General features: G+C 64.1%; 22 protein-coding genes and 1 riboswitch. Of the genes, 16 read left to right on the forward strand and 6 right to left on the reverse strand.

All coding sequences use genetic code 11. The features are described 5' to 3' along the window. Window positions 1–9 precede the first annotated feature (9 nt). The 4 genes from FHW83_RS23820 to FHW83_RS23835 all read right to left on the reverse strand — a co-directional run bounded on the left by FHW83_RS23820 (window position 10) and on the right by FHW83_RS23835 (window position 2,494). Window positions 10–447, reverse strand: a complete 438-nt coding sequence (locus tag FHW83_RS23820) for an ExbD/TolR family protein (protein WP_176648848.1) — start codon at window positions 445–447, stop codon at window positions 10–12. Window positions 448–452: 5 nt separating this feature from the next. Continuing rightward, window positions 453–1,142, reverse strand: coding sequence for a protein TolQ (tolQ, locus tag FHW83_RS23825; protein WP_176648849.1), 690 nt, complete (start codon window positions 1,140–1,142; stop codon window positions 453–455). 6 nt (window positions 1,143–1,148) lie between these two features. Next, entirely contained in the window at window positions 1,149–1,562 is a 414-nt protein-coding gene (gene ybgC / locus FHW83_RS23830; RefSeq protein ID WP_176648850.1) for a tol-pal system-associated acyl-CoA thioesterase, read from the reverse strand. A gap of 185 nt (window positions 1,563–1,747) precedes the next feature. Further along, window positions 1,748–2,494 (reverse strand): SDR family NAD(P)-dependent oxidoreductase, encoded by a 747-nt coding sequence (locus tag FHW83_RS23835; protein WP_176648851.1) that lies wholly within the window; start codon window positions 2,492–2,494, stop codon window positions 1,748–1,750. Between the two features lie 130 nt (window positions 2,495–2,624). Then, a riboswitch (ZMP/ZTP riboswitch) is annotated at window positions 2,625–2,761 on the forward strand. 94 nt (window positions 2,762–2,855) lie between these two features. On the opposite strand from FHW83_RS23835, the gene glyA reads away from it, so the two are divergent. From glyA to FHW83_RS23885, 10 genes are all read left to right on the forward strand, one after another. Beyond that, on the forward strand, window positions 2,856–4,103 hold the full coding sequence (gene glyA, locus FHW83_RS23840; protein ID WP_176648852.1) for a serine hydroxymethyltransferase: 1,248 nt from the start codon (window positions 2,856–2,858) through the stop codon (window positions 4,101–4,103). A 130-nt stretch (window positions 4,104–4,233) separates the two neighbouring features. Further along, on the forward strand, window positions 4,234–4,707 hold the full coding sequence (gene nrdR, locus FHW83_RS23845; protein ID WP_176648853.1) for a transcriptional regulator NrdR: 474 nt from the start codon (window positions 4,234–4,236) through the stop codon (window positions 4,705–4,707). Window positions 4,708–4,800: 93 nt separating this feature from the next. After that, window positions 4,801–5,337, forward strand: coding sequence for a type IV pilus modification protein PilV (gene pilV, locus FHW83_RS23850; RefSeq protein ID WP_176648854.1), 537 nt, complete (start codon window positions 4,801–4,803; stop codon window positions 5,335–5,337). Next, a complete protein-coding gene (locus FHW83_RS23855; RefSeq protein WP_176648855.1) occupies window positions 5,334–6,197 on the forward strand; it encodes a PilW family protein in 864 nt (287 codons plus the stop codon). The genes pilV and FHW83_RS23855 overlap by 4 nt, the downstream gene beginning before the upstream one ends. 3 nt (window positions 6,198–6,200) lie before the next feature. Next, the gene (locus FHW83_RS23860) at window positions 6,201–6,731 is read left to right on the forward strand and encodes a PilX N-terminal domain-containing pilus assembly protein (protein ID WP_176648856.1); all 531 of its coding nucleotides are present in this window, start codon (window positions 6,201–6,203) and stop codon (window positions 6,729–6,731) included. Next, window positions 6,728–8,653, forward strand: a complete 1,926-nt coding sequence (locus FHW83_RS23865; RefSeq protein WP_176648857.1) for a pilus assembly protein — start codon at window positions 6,728–6,730, stop codon at window positions 8,651–8,653. The genes FHW83_RS23860 and FHW83_RS23865 overlap by 4 nt, the downstream gene beginning before the upstream one ends. After that, on the forward strand, window positions 8,650–9,096 hold the full coding sequence (locus FHW83_RS23870) for a type IV pilin protein (RefSeq protein ID WP_176648858.1): 447 nt from the start codon (window positions 8,650–8,652) through the stop codon (window positions 9,094–9,096). Before FHW83_RS23865 ends, FHW83_RS23870 begins: the two co-directional genes overlap by 4 nt. Next, on the forward strand, window positions 9,093–9,644 hold the full coding sequence (locus FHW83_RS23875) for a GspH/FimT family protein (RefSeq protein WP_176648859.1): 552 nt from the start codon (window positions 9,093–9,095) through the stop codon (window positions 9,642–9,644). Before FHW83_RS23870 ends, FHW83_RS23875 begins: the two co-directional genes overlap by 4 nt. 44 nt (window positions 9,645–9,688) lie before the next feature. Further along, window positions 9,689–10,783, forward strand: a complete 1,095-nt coding sequence (gene ribD / locus FHW83_RS23880; protein WP_373997258.1) for a bifunctional diaminohydroxyphosphoribosylaminopyrimidine deaminase/5-amino-6-(5-phosphoribosylamino)uracil reductase RibD — start codon at window positions 9,689–9,691, stop codon at window positions 10,781–10,783. 15 nt (window positions 10,784–10,798) lie between these two features. Continuing rightward, window positions 10,799–11,440 carry a riboflavin synthase gene (locus FHW83_RS23885; RefSeq protein ID WP_176648860.1) on the forward strand — a complete coding sequence of 214 codons (642 nt, stop codon included), beginning with the start codon at window positions 10,799–10,801 and terminating at the stop codon, window positions 11,438–11,440. Window positions 11,441–11,449: 9 nt separating this feature from the next. Here the strand turns inward: FHW83_RS23885 and FHW83_RS23890 are convergent, their stop codons facing one another. Continuing rightward, window positions 11,450–12,049: a glutathione S-transferase C-terminal domain-containing protein gene (locus tag FHW83_RS23890; protein ID WP_229224333.1), complete on the reverse strand. Its 600-nt coding sequence runs from the start codon at window positions 12,047–12,049 to the stop codon at window positions 11,450–11,452. A gap of 86 nt (window positions 12,050–12,135) precedes the next feature. Here FHW83_RS23890 and FHW83_RS23895 point away from each other — a divergent pair, with 86 nt between their 5' ends. The 5 genes from FHW83_RS23895 (at window position 12,136) to FHW83_RS23915 (ending at window position 15,588) form a co-directional block, all read left to right on the forward strand. Further along, complete coding sequence (locus FHW83_RS23895; protein WP_176648861.1) at window positions 12,136–12,543, forward strand: helix-turn-helix domain-containing protein; 408 nt, start codon at window positions 12,136–12,138, stop codon at window positions 12,541–12,543. A 121-nt stretch (window positions 12,544–12,664) separates the two neighbouring features. After that, window positions 12,665–13,777, forward strand: a complete 1,113-nt coding sequence (ribBA, locus tag FHW83_RS23900) for a bifunctional 3,4-dihydroxy-2-butanone-4-phosphate synthase/GTP cyclohydrolase II (protein ID WP_176648862.1) — start codon at window positions 12,665–12,667, stop codon at window positions 13,775–13,777. A gap of 25 nt (window positions 13,778–13,802) precedes the next feature. After that, a complete protein-coding gene (ribH, locus tag FHW83_RS23905; RefSeq protein WP_176648863.1) occupies window positions 13,803–14,291 on the forward strand; it encodes a 6,7-dimethyl-8-ribityllumazine synthase in 489 nt (162 codons plus the stop codon). Between the two features lie 24 nt (window positions 14,292–14,315). Beyond that, window positions 14,316–14,786, forward strand: coding sequence for a transcription antitermination factor NusB (gene nusB / locus FHW83_RS23910; RefSeq protein ID WP_176648864.1), 471 nt, complete (start codon window positions 14,316–14,318; stop codon window positions 14,784–14,786). 91 nt (window positions 14,787–14,877) lie between these two features. Next, window positions 14,878–15,588, forward strand: coding sequence for a hypothetical protein (locus FHW83_RS23915; protein ID WP_176648865.1), 711 nt, complete (start codon window positions 14,878–14,880; stop codon window positions 15,586–15,588). Between the two features lie 32 nt (window positions 15,589–15,620). On the opposite strand, the gene FHW83_RS23920 is transcribed toward FHW83_RS23915, so the two are convergent. Continuing rightward, the gene (locus tag FHW83_RS23920; protein ID WP_176648866.1) at window positions 15,621–16,520 is read right to left on the reverse strand and encodes a lytic transglycosylase domain-containing protein; all 900 of its coding nucleotides are present in this window, start codon (window positions 16,518–16,520) and stop codon (window positions 15,621–15,623) included. A 464-nt stretch (window positions 16,521–16,984) separates the two neighbouring features. On the opposite strand from FHW83_RS23920, the gene ubiD reads away from it, so the two are divergent. Beyond that, a complete protein-coding gene (ubiD, locus tag FHW83_RS23925; protein WP_176648867.1) occupies window positions 16,985–18,469 on the forward strand; it encodes a 4-hydroxy-3-polyprenylbenzoate decarboxylase in 1,485 nt (494 codons plus the stop codon).

Genomic DNA, 18,469 nt, shown 5'->3' on the forward strand with positions numbered 1-18,469 from the left:
CGTTTGCATTTACTTGGTCGACAGGCCCACGCGGGTGATGCCCAGTTTCTTCGCTTCCGAGATCAGTTGGATGACGTCGTCGTACTTGCTGTCCTTGTCGCCGGCGATCAGCACCGGGTAGTCCGGATGGTCGGCGTGGATGGCGCGCAGCTTGCGCACCAGGGCGTCGCGGTTGGGCGCGGTTTCCGGCGCGTCCTCACCCTTGCCCTTGACGCCGATCGACAGCGCGCCGTTCGGCTTGAGCACGATCTGCACGTAGTCGCTCGGCGGCTTGGTGGATTTCTCCGCGCGCGGCAGGTCGACCACGCTCGGATCGTTGGCCGACGGCATCACCATGAAGATAATCAACAGCACCAGCATCACGTCGATGTAGGGCACGACGTTGATCTCGGACTTGAGCTTGCGGCCACGGCCGCCACGCATGCTGCTGGAGAAAGAAGAGGCCATAGTGATTAACGCGATTGACGCTGCAAGATGTTGGAGAACTCTTCCACAAAGCTCTCAAAACGGATCGCCAGGCGGTCCACGTCGTACGAGAAGCGGTTGTAGGCGACGAAGGCCGGGATCGCCGCGAACAGGCCGATGGCGGTGGCGATCAGCGCCTCCGCAATGCCGGGCGCGACGGCGGCCAGCGTGGCTTGCTGGACGTTGGCCAGGCCGCGGAAGGCGTTCATGATGCCCCACACCGTGCCAAGCAGGCCGATGTACGGCGACACCGAACCGACCGAGGCCAGGAAGGCCAGGTGCGATTCCAGCGCGTCCATCTCGCGCTGGAAGGCGGCGCGCATGGCGCGGCGGGCGCTGTCGAGCACGGCGCCGGTGTCCATGTTCTGGCTCGAGGCGTAGGCCGCCTTGGACTTGATGAACTCGCCCATGCCGGCCTCGAAGATGCGGGCCAGCGGGCCGCTGTTGGCGCGGTCCTTGCCGGCGTTCTGGTACAGCGCGTGCAGGTTGCCGCCGGCCCAGAAGGTCTTTTCGAACTCCACCGTCAGGCGGCGCGCCGACTTGATCGCGAACAGTTTGCTGAAGATGTAGGTCCAGCTGGTCAGCGAGATGACGAACAGCAGCGCCATGATCAGCTGCACGATCAGGTGCGCGTTGGTGATGAGGGACAGGAAAGAAAGGTCTTGGGTGACGTTCATTGTTTATCAGTCTGTTTTGGTGGTGTGACGCATTTTGTCGGCGACGATCGCGGGAACGGCGCGCGGACGCAGGGCGGAATCGACGCAACCTACCTTGACCCGCGCCGTGTTCAGCAAAGTTTCGCCGCGCCACGCTTCTTGTTGGAAGACGATGGAGGCGCGGCCGATTTTCTCGATACTAACCGTTAATTTTAGTTCATCATCGAGCTTTGCGGGCGCATGATATTCCGCGCTCACGCTTTTGACGACGAACATGGTGTCGTGTTCGGCCAGCAGGGTGTGCTGGTTGACGTGCAAGGCGCGCAGCCACTCGGTGCGCGCGCGCTCGAAGAACTTCAGATAGTTTGCGTAATAGACGATACCGCCGGCGTCCGTGTCTTCGTAGTAAACCCGGACGTTCCAGATGAAATCTGCAGACATGTTATTTTGACTACTAGTGTAATTGAGCAAGATTCTACGCGATATTGTTGTTTTGGTTGAACTTTATCAACTGGCGCGCAAAAGTGCCCCCGGCAAGAGTAAAGCGGTTTCCTGCTCACTTGCCAAGGATTGTAACAATGGCTTACACCTGCGTCATTCCGGCTTGCGCCGGAATGACGGCGGGATCAGGTGCTGCGTTTGACGTTGAGCGCGCCGTAGCCCTGGCAGGTCGGCATCATGTCGATGCGGTTGATGTTGACATGCGGAGGGAGGGTGGCGATCCAGTACGCGGTGTTGGCGATATCCTCGGCGGTCAGCGGGGTGGTGCCCTCGTAGACCTTGGCCGCCGCCGCGTCGTCCTTCAGGCGCACGTTGGAGAATTCGGTGCCGCCGCACAGGCCGGGGGCCAGGTTGGTGCAGCGCACGCCGGTGCCCGCCAGGTCTGCGCGCAGGTTCTGGGTGAACTGGTTGACGAAGGCCTTGGTGGCGCCGTACACATTGCCGCCCGGGTAGGGCGTGGAGCCGGCGATCGAGCCGATGTTGATCACGGTGCCGCTGTTGCGCTCGACCATGCCCGGCAGGATGGCGCGCGTCATGGCCACCAGGCCGCTGACGTTGGTGGCGATCATGGTGTCCCAGTCGTCCAGCGACGAGGTGTGGGCCGGCGTGACGCCCAGCGCCAGGCCGGCGTTGTTGATCAGGACGTCGATATCACGCCATTCGGCCGGCAGGCCGTCCAGCGCGGCCTTGATCGAATCGCGGTCGGTCACGTCCAGCACGATCGGGCGCACGGCCTCGCCCAATTCGGCCGACAGCGTTTGCAGGCGGTCTTCGCGGCGGCCGCTGATCAGCACTTTGTGGCCGTTTTGGGCGAAGATGCGGGCCATGGCGGCGCCGAAGCCGGCGGTGGCGCCGGTGATGAAGACGATCATGATCTGTCCTTGGGATGAGTGGAAATGTGGACAAAATTGTAGCCGCAAACGCCGTTGGTGGTTGTCTTGCCTTAACTGCAACTCATTTTCTTGCTCAAATCTGGCGCATCAAATACAATTTGGCTTCCATTACGTCTCACGTAACTGGCGAAAAGCTGGAGTGATCCGCAAAAATGCCCCACAATGGTGCGTTTTGGTCAGTCCGCGAAAGGTGGGCATCCACCGGGAAACGTGAGATTTCAACAGCCGTTCGCCTGGGCAGCCCTCGATGGAAAGCACGAAGAGGCTGCCGGTCCGCTATGGCTTCTCTCTTTCGATCCAACTGCCAGAAACAAGTTACTCATTCGATTGGAGTTTTTTCATGTTCGCAAAAGATCACACCCTCGCCAGCGTTGACCCGGAACTGTTCGGCGCCATCCAGAACGAAAACACCCGCCAGCACGATCACATCGAGCTGATCGCGTCGGAAAACTACACCTCGCCAGCCGTGATGGAAGCGCAAGGTTCGCAACTGACCAACAAATACGCCGAAGGCTACCCAGGCAAACGCTACTACGGCGGCTGCGAGTACGTGGACGTGGTCGAGCAACTGGCCATCGACCGCGTGAAGAAGCTGTTCGGCGCGGAAGCGGCCAACGTGCAGCCTAACTCGGGCTCGCAAGCCAACCAGGGCGTGTTCTTCGCCGTGCTGAAGCCGGGCGACACCATCATGGGCATGTCGCTGGCCGAAGGCGGCCACCTGACCCACGGCATGCCGCTGAACATGTCCGGCAAGTGGTTCAACGTCGTTTCGTACGGCTTGACCGCCGAAGAGGACATCGACTACGCCGCCATGGAAGCGCTGGCCAAGGAACACAAGCCTAAGCTGATCATCGCCGGCGCCTCGGCGTTCTCGAAAAAGATCGACTTCGAACGTTTCGCCGCCGTCGCCAAATCGGTGGGCGCGTACTTCATGGTCGACATGGCCCACTACGCCGGCCTGATCGCCGCCGGCCTGTATCCTAACCCGGTGCCGCACGCCGACTTCGTCACCTCGACCACCCACAAATCGCTGCGCGGCCCACGCGGCGGCATCATCCTGATGAAGGCCGAGCACGAGAAAGCCATCAACTCGGCGATCTTCCCTGGCATCCAGGGCGGCCCGCTGATGCATGTGATCGCCGGCAAGGCCGTGGCTTTCCAGGAAGCGCTGCAGCCTGCGTTCAAGGAATACCAGCAGCAAGTGGTGAAGAACGCCGACGTGCTGGCCAAGACCCTGATCAAGCGCGGCCTGCGCATTGTGTCGGGCGGCACCGAGTCGCACGTGATGCTGGTGGACCTGCGTCCGAAGAACCTGACCGGCAAGGAAGCGGAAGCGATCCTGGGTTCGGCCCACATCACCTGCAACAAGAACGGTATTCCTAACGATCCGCAGAAGCCGTTTGTGACTTCGGGCATTCGTCTGGGTTCGCCGGCGATGACCACCCGCGGCTTCAAGGAAGCGGAAGCGGAACAAGTCGGCAACCTGATCGCTGACGTGCTGGACAACCCGCACGACGCCGCCACCATCGAGCGCGTGAAAGCGGCGGTGAAGGTTCTGGCGGATAACTTCCCTGTGTACGCCAAGTAATACCCATCGTCGTCCCCGCGTAGGCGGGGTGGTCCGCCACTGCGGCCCATACTGAGCATGCGCTCTATGGGCCGCAGTGGCGGACCATCCCGCCTACGCGGGAACGACGGCAACGAAAGTTAGCGCCTCTATGAAATGTCCGTTCTGCCAGCACGAAGATACCCAGGTCCTCGATACGCGCGTATCCGAGGAGGGGGATGCTATCCGCCGGCGCCGGCGCTGCGGCAAATGTGATAAACGATTTACCACGTATGAGCGCATCGAGCTGATGATGCCGTATGTGGTCAAGAAGAATGGCAGCCGCACCGAGTACACCTCGGCCAAGCTGCGCGGCAGCCTCGAGCTGGCCCTGCGCAAGCGCCCCGTCGCCGCACCGGCGGTGGACGCCGCCATCGCCTCCATCGAAGAAAAACTGCTGACCAGCGGCAAGCGCGAAGTCGAAACCGGCTACATCGGCGAGCTGGTGATGCAGGAACTCAAGCGCCTCGACAACGTCGCCTACATCCGCTTCGCCTCGGTCTACAAGAACTTCGAGGACCTGGTGGAATTCCAGAACGCGATCGCCGAAGTGGGCCAGGAGCGCAAATCCCCGCGCAAGAGCTAGCGCACTGCTGGCGCACTTTTGATACAGCTCATACTCTCTGCCGTAGCCACTGCTAACTTCTGACGAGTCTCCCCCGACTTGCGGAGGTGTGCCATGCGCGCACGCGGCTATACCCTGCTGGAAATTCTGATCGCCCTGGTGCTGCTGGCGCTGGGCATCATGGGTGGCGTGGCGCTGCAAATGGCGGCGCTGCGGGCGCGGCACCAGGCGGTATTGTTGTCGCAAGCCACGCAACTGGCCACGGCGCTGGCCGAGCGCATGCGCGCCAACCCGGCGCAGACCGATCTCTACCTCACACTCAACTACGACGCCCACGCTGAGCCGTCGCCAGCGGCGCCTGTCGCCCTGTGCCATGGCGATGCCTGCGCGGCGGCGCAACTGGCGCTGTCCGATATGTACGAAGCCAAGCTGCAAGTGCGGCAAGCCATGCCGGCCGGCCGCGTGCTGATCTGCCGCGACGCCGGTCTGTGGAGCGGCGGCAGCTTGCGCTGGGCGTGCGCGGGCGGGGCGGCCGCGCCACTGGTGGTCAAGGTCGGTTGGCGCGGCAAGAATCCGGACGGCACGCCGTTGGTGGATGGCGCCGGTGAAAGCGTGCCAGGTGTGGCGCTGGCGGTGGGAGCAGCGCCATGAACGCCGTCACCCGCAATGGCTGGGGCATGGTGGAATTCCTGGTTGCCGTCGCGCTCGGGTTGCTGGTGACCTTGCTTGGCAGCGGCCTGCTGATCGCGTCCGGCAGCAATTTCCGCAATCACAGCGATAACGCGTGGCTGGGCGACAGCGGCCGCTACGCCTTGCAGGTGATGGCGCAAGCAATACGGCAGGGCGCCTACAGCAATTGGGATAGCGAGTTGGCGCCGCCGGTGTCGACGGCGTCGGTGGATGGGTTGGATGCCGCCAGCATAAGCCGGAGCAGCGACGGCATCGGCAAGCCGCTGCCGGCCGTGGCCAACGGCAGCGATGTGCTGGCCCTGCGCTTCTTCGGTTCCGGCACGGGCGCCAATGGCGACGGTTCGGTGGTCAACTGCGCCGGCTTCGGCGTCGCCGGCGACACGCGCGGCTGGAGCATTTTTTATGTGGCGGCCGATGCGGGCGGCGAGCCTGAGTTGCGCTGCAAGTATCGCGGCGCATCGGGCTGGGGCGCGGACGCGATCGTGCGTGGCGTGGATTCTTTTCAGGTGCTGTACGGCGTCGATACCGATACGCCTGCGGACGGCGTGCCGAACACCTATCTGAACGCGACGGCGGTGCGTGCGCTCGATGGCTGGGCGCGGGTGTGCAGCATCAAGCTGGCCTTGCTGCTGCATGGCGAACGGAACAACCGGTCGGACACGGTGGACACGCGCTTTGACCTGTTCGGGCCGGCGTATTCGGAAGCGCACGGCGGTGATCTGGGCGTGCGCGTGGTGGAGGGCAGTTTGCCGCCGACGCAGCGCTTGCGTGCGCGGCGCATGTTCAGCATGACGGTGGCACTGCGCAATCGGGACGGCTGAATCATGCGCAGGCAACGGGGGATTGTGCTGTTGGTCAGCCTGATGCTGCTCATCATGGTGATGCTGCTGGGCGTGTCGGCGGCGCAGTTGGCGTTGCAGAGCGAGAAAGCGGCGCGCGGCGAGCGCGATCGGGACGTGGCGTTTCTGGCGGCGGAGGATGCCTTGAAGGATGCGGAGCGGGACGTGCTGGCGAGCGGGGCCGCGTTTGCGCCGGACTGCGCCACCGCGCGCCACGAGCGTGCGGCACCCGGCAAGGCGCCGGTGTGGCAGGCGGTGGACCTGGCGGGCGCAGCATGCACGTTGCCGTATGGCGCGCGTACCGCCGCGTCCATGCCGACCGGCGAGGGTTTTTTGCCGTTCAAGAAGCCGCAGTACATCGTTGAGCGGATGGAATGCCACCGGGCCGGCGACGATGCTTCGGCCGGGGCCGCGCCAAGTTATTGCTATCGCGTCACCGCGATCGGTTTCGGCGCCAGGCCGGAGACGGAGGTGGTGTTGCAAAGTGTGTTCAGCAAACCGGAGGGGGCGCCATGAGAGCGGATCGGTTGACATTGCTAGTGGTGCTGGCCCTGTGCGCCGGCGCAGCCTCGCGCGCCGACGTGCCGGCGCTGGAGATCGACAGCTGGCCGGTTGCCGCCAACTGTACGTTTACGGCACCCGCCGCGCCGGCTGGCACCGCCCGTGGCGCGATGCTGGTGCGCGCGGGGCCGCTCTCGGCCGCCAGTGGCGGCGAGCTATACCAGGCCACGACCGATCTGGCCGGCTGGGGCGGGCACTTCTCGCGCTACCTGCTGGCGGCATCGGCTGGCGGCCCGTCCACGCTCGCGTGGGACGCGGGCGCGATCCTGACCGGCGCCGCTGGCGCGCCGCCCACGCCGGCGCCAGAGCGGCGCCAGATCCACACCTCCATCGTGCAGCCGGACGGGGCGCTGACGGTGATTCCATTCAGGTGGTCGGCGCTGTCGGCGGAGCAGCAAGCGTTGCTTGATCTGGATGACCACGCGGGAGAGCAGCGCCTGGCCTATCTGCGTGGCGACCGTACGCTGGAAACAACGCGGTTCCGCCGTCGCCGTAGCGTGCTGGGCGACACCGTTCACAGCACCCCGGTCTACTATCGCGACATGGTCTACCTCGGCGCCAACGACGGCATGCTGCACGCCTTCGACGCCGCCACCGGCATTGAGCGCTTTGCCTACGTGCCGGATGCCCTGATCGCGCACCTGCATCACCTCACCGATCCGGCGTATGTGCACCGCGCGTATGTGGATGGTCCGGCCAGCGCGGGCGAGGCGGGCGGCAAGTCGGTGCTGGTCTCCGCCATGGGCGGCGGCGCCAAGGGCGTGTTTGCGCTGGACATCTCCGATCCCGACAATTTCGCCGGCGCGCTTTGGGAGTTCACCGACCGCGACGATCCCATGATGGGCAACCTCACCACCGTGCCGCAGATTGCCAAGGTGCGCGTGCGGCGTGGCGTTGATCGTTATTTCGCTGTCGTTGCCAGCGGTGTCAACAACGGCGGCGATGGCGACGGCGCGCTGTTTCTGTTGGCGCTCGATAAGCCGCGCACGGAGGGCTGGCGGCGCAACAGCAACTACTATCGCATCGTCACGCCGGTTGCTGAAGCCTCCCTCATCAATGCCCTCAGCGCGCCGGTGCTGCTGAACGACACCGAGGGCGCGCTACGCTACGCCTACGCGGGCGACTTGCAGGGCAACCTGTGGCGCTTTGATTTCAGCGGCAGCGCGCCGTGGCCGAAGGCTGTCGGCAAGCCCTTGTTCGTGGCGCGCGACAAGGAGGGCCATCGTCAGCCGATCACGCAGCCGCCCCTGCTGGCCTTTGCCGACGTGCGCGGCTACATGGTCATGTTCGGCACCGGCCGGTTGATCGAGAAGGCTGACCGATCTGACCTCGCCACGCAGTCCTACTATGCCATCCTCGACAGCCTGCGGTCGCCGCCGGAGGTGGTCACCGGCCGCCGCCAGCTGACCCAGCGTTTTCTCGATGGCACGGACATGCGCATGGAGCCTGGCAGCAAGGGCTGGTACGTCGATTTCACGCAGCCGGGCGAGCGCAGTCTTGATACTGGCCTGCTGGCGGACGGCGCGGTGCTGTTCAACACCGTGCTGCCGGGCGCGGATGCTTGCGCTACCACCCGCAGCCGCAGCTATGTGCTGAACGTCGTCAGCGGATTGCCGGACGAGGGCGGCGTGGTCGCCAGCGTGCCGAAGACACTGCCGGATTATCTGCCCACGCCGTCGCTGTTGCCGCAGGCGGTCACGCATGGCGTGGCGGATGCCGCCGGGGGCATCCGGCAAGAGAAGGCCTACGCCGTGGTGCAGGTCGTCGGCGCGGGCGAGGTCGGCGTGAGCGGCGGCATGACGTCGACGCGTCGCGTTGGCCGCCTGGCCTGGCGCGAGATCGTCAACTGGCGCGAACTGCACGAGGCTGCAAAATGAAACCGGCCGGGTTCAGCCTGATGGAGTTGCTGGTGGCGCTGGTGATCGCGGCGATCCTGGCGGCGTATGTGATGCCGGTCTACCAGCAGCACATCGTGCGCACGCGGCGCGGCGAGGCGCAGTCGGCGTTGTTGAAGCTGATGATGCAGCAGGAACGCTTTCATTCCCAGCACAACAGTTATATCGCCTTCTCCGCCGGCTCGACGGACGCGGAGGCGCGGCATTTTCAATGGTGGAGCGGCGCCAGCGCGCCGACCAGCGCGTACGAGATCGAGGGCAAGGCCTGCGATGGCGAACTGATCTCGCAATGCGTGCAACTGGTGGCGCGGCCCGGCACGGCCCTGGTCGATAGTCGTTTTCACGACGACGATTGCCGCATGCTGACACTCACCAGCACCGGCCAACGCATCGCCACCGGCCCCGCCGCGGGATGCTGGCCATGAACCGCAAGGCCGCCGGTCTGACGTTGATCGAGCTGCTGGTGGTGCTGGCGCTGGTCCTCGTGCTGCTTGGAGCGGCCGCGCCGGCCTTTCAGCAAACGCTGCAGCGCCTGCGCCTGCAGGCCGCCACCAACGACCTGCTGGCCGCCATCGACCTGACCCGCTCGCAAGCCATGGCGCGCGGCGGCAAGGTGCTGATGGCGCCGCTGGAGCCTTCCGGCGCCAACTGGCAGAGTGGCTGGGTCATCTTCCAGGACCGCAATGGCAACCGGCGTCCGGACCCGGACGAGCCGCCGCTTTACCGCCATGATCCACTGCGGTCCGACATCACCATCACCTCACGCTTCACCTCGGGCGGCACGCCCACCTACATCGCCTACAACGCCGCCGGCCGCACCTGCCGCGCCGACAACGCCCTGACCGCGCGCTGGGGCACGCTCACCCTCACGCAGGGCAAGCTGACCCGCAACGTCATCATCAACATGCTGGGCCGCGTGCGCGCCTGCGATCCCGAGGTGGATCCGGCGAACTGCGGCGGCGCGGCGCCTTGAACTAGCCTATATAATGGCGCGATATCAGACTCGGCAGGAACAACGTGAACATCAGCAATGATCTGGAAGGCATGGCACTGGCGCTGGACTGGGCGGCCAAAGGCTTGTACACCACCGCGCCCAATCCGCATATCGGCTGCGTGATCGTGCGCGACGGCGTGGTGATCGGCGCCGGCGTCACGCAGAAGGCCGGCAGCGACCATGCCGAAATCCAGGCGCTCAAGGATGCGCAGGCGCGCGGCCACGACGTGCGCGGCGCCACCGCCTATGTCACGCTGGAACCGTGCAACCACCACGGCCGCACGCCGCCGTGCTCGGACGCGCTGGTGCGCGCCGGCCTCGGCCGCGTGGTGGCGGCGATGGAGGATCCCAATCCGCTGGTGGCCGGGCAGGGCATGGCCAAGCTGGCCGCCCATGGCATCGACACCAGCGTCGGCCTGCTGGCCGATCAGGCTTACGAATTGAATATCGGTTTCTTCTCGCGCATGACGCGCGGGCTGCCGTGGGTGCGCATGAAAACCGCCGCCAGCCTGGACGGCATGACGGCCCTGCACAACGGCGTCAGCCAGTGGATCACCGGGCCGGAGGCGCGCGCCGATGGCCATCACTGGCGCGCGCGCGCCTGCGCCATCCTGACCGGCATCGGCACCGTCAAGGCCGATGATCCGCAGCTGAACGTGCGCGCGGTCGATACGCCGCGCCAGCCGCGCCGCATCGTGGTCGACAGCAAGCTTGATATTGACCTGTCCGCCAAGATATTGGAGGGGGGCGGGACCTGGATCGCCGCCGCGGTGGGCCATCCGGAGAAGGAGGCGGCGCTGGCCGCCGCCGGCCACGAGGTCATCATGCTGCCCAACGCCGCCGGCAAGGTCGATCTGCCGGAGCTGATGCGCGAGCTGGGGCGCCGCCAGATCAACGAGTTGCACGTGGAGGCCGGCGGCAAGCTGAATGGTTCGCTGATCCGCGAAGCGTGCGTGGACGAGCTGCTGGTGTACTTGGCGCCCACGTTGATCGGTGATGCGCAGGGCATGTTCGCCCTGCCGGCGCTGACCGACCTATCCCGCAGGCAGAACCTGAAATTTCACGAGGTTAAGCAGATCGGCCAAGATTTGCGTATCCTTGCACGATTCACTCATTAGGCATTAGGAAGCATTATGTTCACTGGTATCGTCGCCGCTGTCGGCAAAATTGAATCGGTCAAGCCGCTGGAAGGCGGCTCCTTCGCGGGCGTGCGCCTGGACATCAACGCCGGCGGCCTGCCGCTGGCCGACGTCGCCCTGGGCGACTCGATCGCCATCAACGGCGCCTGCATGACGGTGGTGGAGAAGGACGCCACCAACTTCCGCGTCGACGTCTCGCGCGAAAGCCTGAACAAGACGGTCGGCCTCGACACGCTGACCGAGGTGAACCTGGAAAAGGCGCTGACGCTGAACGAGCGCCTGGGCGGCCACCTGGTGTCCGGCCACGTCGACGGCCTGGGCGTGGTGCGCAAGTTCGAGCCGGTGGGCGAATCGTGGGAGCTGGTGGTGGAGGCCCCGCACGATCTGGCCAAGTTCCTGGCTTATAAAGGCTCTATCGTGGTCAATGGCGTATCGCTGACCGTCAACCGCGTGACCGATATCGGCACCGGCGCCGATCTGGTGTGCCAGTTCTCGATCAACCTGATCCCGCACACCATTGCCGTCACCACCCTCAAGCATCTGACCGTGGGCGCCAAGGTCAACCTCGAAATCGATCTGATCGCCCGCTATGTCGAGCGCATGGTGTCGGTGACGGGCCTGACTGCGGTGAAGTAAAAACCAATTTCATTGGTGGGTGAGCCCTTCCGCGCCGAGCGCTTGGGCGACGGAAGGCAACCGCTTCATGCGCGCCAGGTATGCGCCTAGGCGCGCCGGCAGCGTGACACCCATCATGTCTGCCCACGACACCATGACGAACAGATAGCAGTCGGCGATCGTTATTTGCTCGCCCACCAAAAAATCCTTGTCGCCCAGCTGGTCGCTGATTGTGCCGAAGCGCATCGACAGCGCCTGTTCCGCCTTCTCCTTTTCCTGCCCGGTCCCGCCGCGGAAGAAAGGAATGAAGTGGCGGTGGATTTCGGTGGTCATGAATACCGTCGCTTCGAGCGCCTGCCAGCGTTCCAGGCCGTCGACGGCCAGCAGTTTGCGCGAGCGTTCAGCGATGTAGAGCAGGATGGCCAGGTTTTCCGTCAGTATCGTGCCGTCGCCTAGATCGAGCGCCGGCGTATAGCCCTTGGTGTTGATCAGCGTGAAGTCGCCGCCGTCCGGGGTGAGCCTGTCGCGCCCCACCTTAACCAGCCGGTGGGGGATGCCTGCTTCGATGAGGGCGATGTGTGAGGCCTGACTGCAGGCGCCGGGCGCATAGTAGAGAATCATGGAGGTCATTTGGTGTCGATCCGAATTGTTGGCCGGAACGCAGTATGCGACCATATGGACTTCGGCAAAAACGCATTTTTTTGAGGCTAAGTCATATGGATGTGACCGTACCGCCGGCCACGCTTCAGTGCCGTCAGGTCAGCGAAGTGTTCAACCGGGTTGGCGACAAGTGGAGCATGCAGGTCATCGTCGCGTTGCGCGCCCAGCCCCACCGCTTCAATGACCTGCGGCGTCAGGTCCACGGCATATCGCAGCAGATGCTGACGCGCACGCTCAAGATGCTGGAGCGCGACGGGCTGGTTGAGCGCTCGGTGCGCGCCACCTCGCCGCCGCAAGTCGATTATGCGCTGACGCCGCTGGGCCATTCCTTGGCCGCGCCGGTGCGCGAACTCGCCAAATGGGCGCGCGCCAACCTGGATGCGCTGCACGCGAATCAGCAGCGTTATGACGCCGGCATCGAAATGGGCACGGAGCCGCGCGTCAACGCCTCGGTGGGCGGTTAGGTCAATGTTGGCAGGAATGCCATGCGGCGGGGCGAAAAAGCGGGTTTTACGGTAGGGAAGGCTTAAATCCTTTAAAATAGCGGGTTATTGAAATACTCTCGCTCAGCCTGAAGGATTAAAAATGTCAATTTCCAGCACCGAAGAAATCGTCGCCGAATTGCGCGCTGGCCGCATGGTGATCCTGGTCGATGAAGAAGACCGGGAAAACGAAGGTGACCTGGTGCTCGCGGCGGACTTCGTCACGCCGGAAGCCATCAATTTCATGGTCAAGTACGCGCGTGGCCTGGTGTGCCTGACGCTGACCGAGGAACGCTGCAACCAGCTCGAGCTGTCGATGATGTCGTCCAAGAACGGCACCGCCTTCGGCACCAACTTCACGGTCTCGATCGAGGCGGCCGAGGGCGTGACCACCGGCATCTCGGCGGCCGACCGCGCCAAGACCATCCAGGTGGCGGTGGCCAAGGACGCGCAGCCGTCGGACATCGTCCAGCCCGGCCACATCTTCCCGCTGAAGGCGCAAAAGGGCGGCGTGCTGATGCGCGCGGGCCATACCGAAGCCGGCTGCGACCTGACCGCCATGGCCGGCCTGACCCCGGCCTCGGTGATCTGCGAGATCATGAAGGACGACGGCACCATGGCGCGCCTGCCGGACCTGCTGGAATTCGCCAGGGAGCACAACCTGAAGATCGGCACCATCGCCGACCTGATCCACTATCGCAGCCGCAACGAGTCGCTGGTGGAAAAAGCCGGCGAGCGCACGCTGAAGACCGCCCATGGCGACTTCCGCATGATCGCCTACCGCGACAAGCCAAGCGGCTCGGCCCACCTGGCGCTGGTGCACGGCGAGATCGTCAAGGGCAAGGAAACCCTGGTGCGCGTGCACCAGCCGGTGTCCATCCTCGACATCCTGGAATCGGAAGCGACCACCCACTCGTGGAACCTGTCGTCGTCGATGGCGGCGATCAAGGCCGCCGACAGCGGCGTGATCGTGCTGCTGAACTGCGAGGAGACCGCCGAGCAGTTCTTCAACCAGTTCGAGGCGCTGTGCAAGCCGGAAGACACCAAACCGAAAGGCCGCGCGGCCAGCATGGACCTGCGCAGCTACGGCATCGGCGCGCAGATCCTGCGCGAGGTCGGCGTCTGCAAGATGCAGCTGCTGGCCAGCCCGCGCAAGATGCCGTCGATGACCGGCTTCAACCTGGAAGTGACCGGTTACGTCGCCAAACCCAACTAATTCAACCAACATACAAGAGGCCATCATGACCGTAGGAAGCTACGAAACCAACCTGAACGGCGAAGACCTGCGCATCGGCGTGGTGCAAGCGCGTTTCAACGAAGACATCTGCCACGGCCTGCTGTCGGCCTGCCTGGCCGAGCTCAAGCGCCTGGGCGTGGCCGACGAGGACATCCTGCACGTGACCGTGCCGGGCGCGCTGGAAGTGCCGCTGGTGCTGCAGAAGATGGCCGAGTCGCAGCAGTTCGACGCGCTGATCGCGCTGGGCGCGGTGATCCGCGGCGAAACCTACCACTTCGAGCTGGTGTCGAACGAATCGGGCGCCGGCATCACCCGTATCGGCCTCGATTATGGTATTCCTATCGCCAACGCCATCCTGACCACCGAGACCGACGAGCAAGCCGAGGTGCGCATGGCCGTCAAGGGCGCCGACGCCGCCCGCGTGGCCGTGGAAATGGCCAACCTGACCATCGCCCTGGAAGAGCTGAGCCAGGATCAGGGCGACGACGAGTAATCAAAGAATAAAGGTAGAACCACAATGACTGAGAAGACTTTGCACGCCAACCCCAGCAAGAACCGCACGCCGCGTCACCGCGCGCGCGAGTTCGCGCTGCAAGGGTTGTACCAGTGGCTGCTGAATAACGAATCCGCCTCCACGGTGGTCAACCACATTCGCGGCGCGCACGGCTTCGACAAGGCCGATGCCGAGCACTTCACCGTGCTGCTGAACGGCGCCATCGCCTCCTCGGTGGAGCTGCGCGCGATGTTCGCGCCGCTGGTCGACCGTGGCATCGCCGAGCTGTCGCCGATCGAGCACGCGGTGCTGCTGATCGGCACCTACGAGCTGAAGAACAATCTGGAAATCCCTTACCGCGTGGTCATCAACGAGGCGGTGGAGCTGACCAAGTCGTTCGGCGGCATCGACGGCCACAAGTACGTCAACGGCGTGCTGGACAAGCTGGCGGCCCAGCTGCGTCCGGAAGAGGTCGCGGCGGACAAGAAGCGCTAAGCGCGTCCGGTATCGCCACAGGCCACCCACGGTAGCGTGCGGTGGCTTTTTTTATTTGGGCGTTGACCGGCCGGGGCGCGGCTGGCCAGAATTGCCTTTTGGCCAATTCTGGAGCGGCATCATCGAATCACGGACACCAAGCTGGCGCCGGCGCGGCTGGCTGGCGCTGATCGCCGGCGCGCATCTGCTGGCCTTCATGGCCTGGCAAACGCCGCAGAGGCCGCATGTGGCCCCCGTCGCGACCCATGCGCCGCTTACCTACATCCTCACCCCGTTCAAGCCGCCTGAGCAGCGTTCCCGGCCGCAGCCGCCGACGGCCGCCGCGCCGCCCGCCGCGCGCCGTGCCCGGAGCGCTCAAGCCGTCACGGCGGCGCCGGCGCGCGCCGAACCACAGGCGATCACCGCGCCGGCCGCGCCCGAGCCGGTGGTGGAGGCGGCGCCCGAAGCGGCTGTGCCGGCGGACCCGTTCGCCGTGCCGGTCAAGCCGCAGGAGGACCTCAGGCAGCGCGCTCTCAAGGGGGCGCTGGCGGCCGACCAGCAGGCGCGCAAGGAGGCCTGGACCCAGCGCGACCGCAAGTACGTCAACGACGAGACCGCGCTGGCGGCGGCCATCGGCAAAGCCTACAAGGGTGGCGGAAGCGGAGCGATAGGGGAGTTCACGGCGCCGGACGGCAGCCGCGTGACCAAATGGCGTTTGCCAGGAGGCGCGGTGGTTTGCTATTACAAGGAATCGAACAGTTTCAGTGGCGGGCGCGATCCGTTCAAGGATTCCGGCCGCGTGAGCGTGCGCTCCTGCCCATGATGAAAAAAGCCACCGCGAGGTGGCTTTTGAATTTACAGACCAGCGATCTGTGTGCCGCTGACCGATTTCTCAGCGGCCGCGACCGGCGGCGTCGCCTGCTTGGCCGGCGCGGCGGCGATTTGCGTTGGCGTAGTGGTTGGCACTTTCTTGCCAGCCGAGACTTGCTTCAGGCGGTTGTACTCGGCCAGCACGCGCGAACCATAGCCATCGTCGGTTTCAAACGCGGCGGCGCCGACGTAGCTCTTCAGGCCGGCCTCGACCGAACCGCCACGGGTCACGTAATCCTTCAGGATCAGCGAGCCGACACGGATGTTGGCCACCGGGTTCAGCGCGGCCTGCAGACCGCCCATGTCCTGGAACTTCTCGTGGTGCACCTTCGACATCACCTGCATCAGGCCCTGCGCGCCCATCGGGCTTTCCGCGAATGGATTGAGGCCGGATTCGATCGACATCACCGCCAGGATCAGCAGCGGGTCGAGCTTGATCTCGCGGGCCGTCAGGTAGGCGGTGGAGACCAGCATGTTGGCGGCGTCGCCGGCCACGCGGTAACGCTTGGACAGCCAGGTGGTAACCCATTTCTGCTGCTTCTCAGTGCCCAGCAGGGCTTTTTCCTCGGCCGTCAGCGGTTCGCTGGCCGCGGTGGGGGCGGCGGCGGCTGGCGCCTCCATCAGGGCGTCCAGCGGTGGCGCGGTGACGGCCACGGCTTCGACTTGTTGCGTGCGGTTCAGGCTGTCGCTGAGGGCCTTGGCCAGGTCAGGACGGACAAACAATACTGCCATTACTACTAAAGCGGTGACACCGACGATGGTCAAGGTGTGCTGGGCGGTGGTCAACACACCCTTTGCCGAAATGCCTGACGTGGAGAACCACGCGGCTGGCTGGCGAGCCATGGTGCGGGCAAACGTCGTTGCACCGGTGATGCGATTAATCATAGAGTTCCCCTGAAATGTCCGTAAAAGCGATCCCCCGCCAGCGTCATACGCAGCTAAACAGGTGCTAATGCCGTGCATCAGAAATATTTCGTTCGTCGCCGCTGCGGAAGCGCGCGATCAAACGCCATCATTGCTTGCTTGTTGCTGATCTCTCCCGCAGGAGTCAACCAGATGCAATACAACTACTACCGGGGGGTAAGGCAGACGCCTTGTGAAAACACTCCTTAAAATGTCATGTGGAGCCCCGACTCCGTGAATGTATGAGTCACCGCTAAAGGGTGGTACTCATCAAGTAGGGTGGATTGTAGAAGCCGTTTTATATCAAGTCAATACTAACGCGAACCGTCTTTATAACTTTTAAATCTAGAATTTTGCCTTGCATCCGGCGGAAAACCAATAAAATCAATCACTTGACCTGTATTTTTAAACAGTGCGCTTTAATGTAAGAAAATATTAAAAAACCGATGAAATATTCCGATCTGCGAGATTTTATTTCTCAACTGCAACGGATGGGCGAACTTAAGCCCATTTTAACCCCCGTTTCGCCGCATTTAGAGATGACCGAGGTCTGCGACCGCACGCTGCGCGCCGGCGGGCCGGCCCTGCTGTTCCAAAATCCGGCCGGGCACAGCATGCCGGTGCTGGGCAATCTGTTCGGCACACAGCGCCGCGTGGCGCTCGGCATGGGCGCCGACAGTGTCAGCGAGCTGCGCAAGATCGGCCATGTGCTGTCGCGCTTGAAGGAGCCGGAGCCGCCCAAGGACTTCAAGGACCTGATGGGCCTGGGCTCGCTGGTGAAGGCGGTGTGGGACATGGCGCCGAAGGAGTTGCGCGGCGCCCCATGCCAGGAGATCGTGTGGGAGGGCGCCGATGTCGATTTGTCGAAATTGCCGATCCAGCACTGCTGGCCGGGCGACGTGGCGCCTTTGATCACCTGGGGGCTGGTGATTACCAAGGGCCCTAATAAGAAGCGCCAGAACCTCGGCATTTATCGCCAGCAGGTGCTGGGTCCGAACAAGGTCATCATGCGCTGGCTGGCGCATCGCGGCGGCGCGCTGGACTTCCGCGAGCACGCCATCCAGAGCAAAGGGAAGCCTTATCCCGTCTGCGTCGCTTTGGGCGCCGACCCCGCTACTATATTAGGTGCGGTGACGCCGGTGCCTGATGCGCTGTCCGAATACCAGTTCGCCGGCCTGCTGCGCGGCAGCCGCACCGAGCTGGTCAAGGCCATCGGCAGCGAGCTGCGCGTGCCGGCCTCGGCCGAGATTGTGCTGGAAGGGCATATCTATCCGGACGAGAACCACCCGTCCGGCTACGAGCATGCGCTGGAAGGCCCGTACGGCGATCACACCGGTTATTACAATGAGCAGGACTGGTTCCCGGTGTTCACCATCGACCGCATCACCATGCGCCGCGATCCGATTTATCACTCGACCTACACCGGCAAGCCGCCCGACGAGCCGGCCGTGCTGGGCCTGGCGCTGAACGAGGTGTTCGTGCCGCTGCTGCAGAAGCAGTTCAGCGAGATCACCGATTTCCACCTGCCGTCCGAAGGTTGCAGCTACCGCATGGCGGTGGTGCAGATCAAGAAGCAGTACGCCGGCCACGCCAAGCGTGTGATGTTCGGCGTGTGGAGCTTCCTGCGCCAGTTCATGTACACCAAGTTCATCGTGGTGGTCGACGAGGATGTGAATATCCGCGACTGGAACGAGGTGATCTGGGCCATCACCACGCGCGTCGATCCGACCCGCGACACCACGCTGGTCGACAACACGCCGATCGATTATCTGGACTTCGCCTCGCCGGTCAGCGGCCTGGGCAGCAAGATGGGCATCGACGCCACCAACAAGTGGCCGGGCGAGACCACGCGCGAGTGGGGCACGGTGATCACCATGTCGCCCGAGGTGAAGACACGGGTGGACCAGATTTGGCAGGAACTCGGGCTGTAA

Origin of the sequence: Duganella sp. SG902, assembly GCF_013376005.1 — a bacterium.
Classification (GTDB): Bacteria; Pseudomonadota; Gammaproteobacteria; order Burkholderiales; family Burkholderiaceae_D; genus Rugamonas.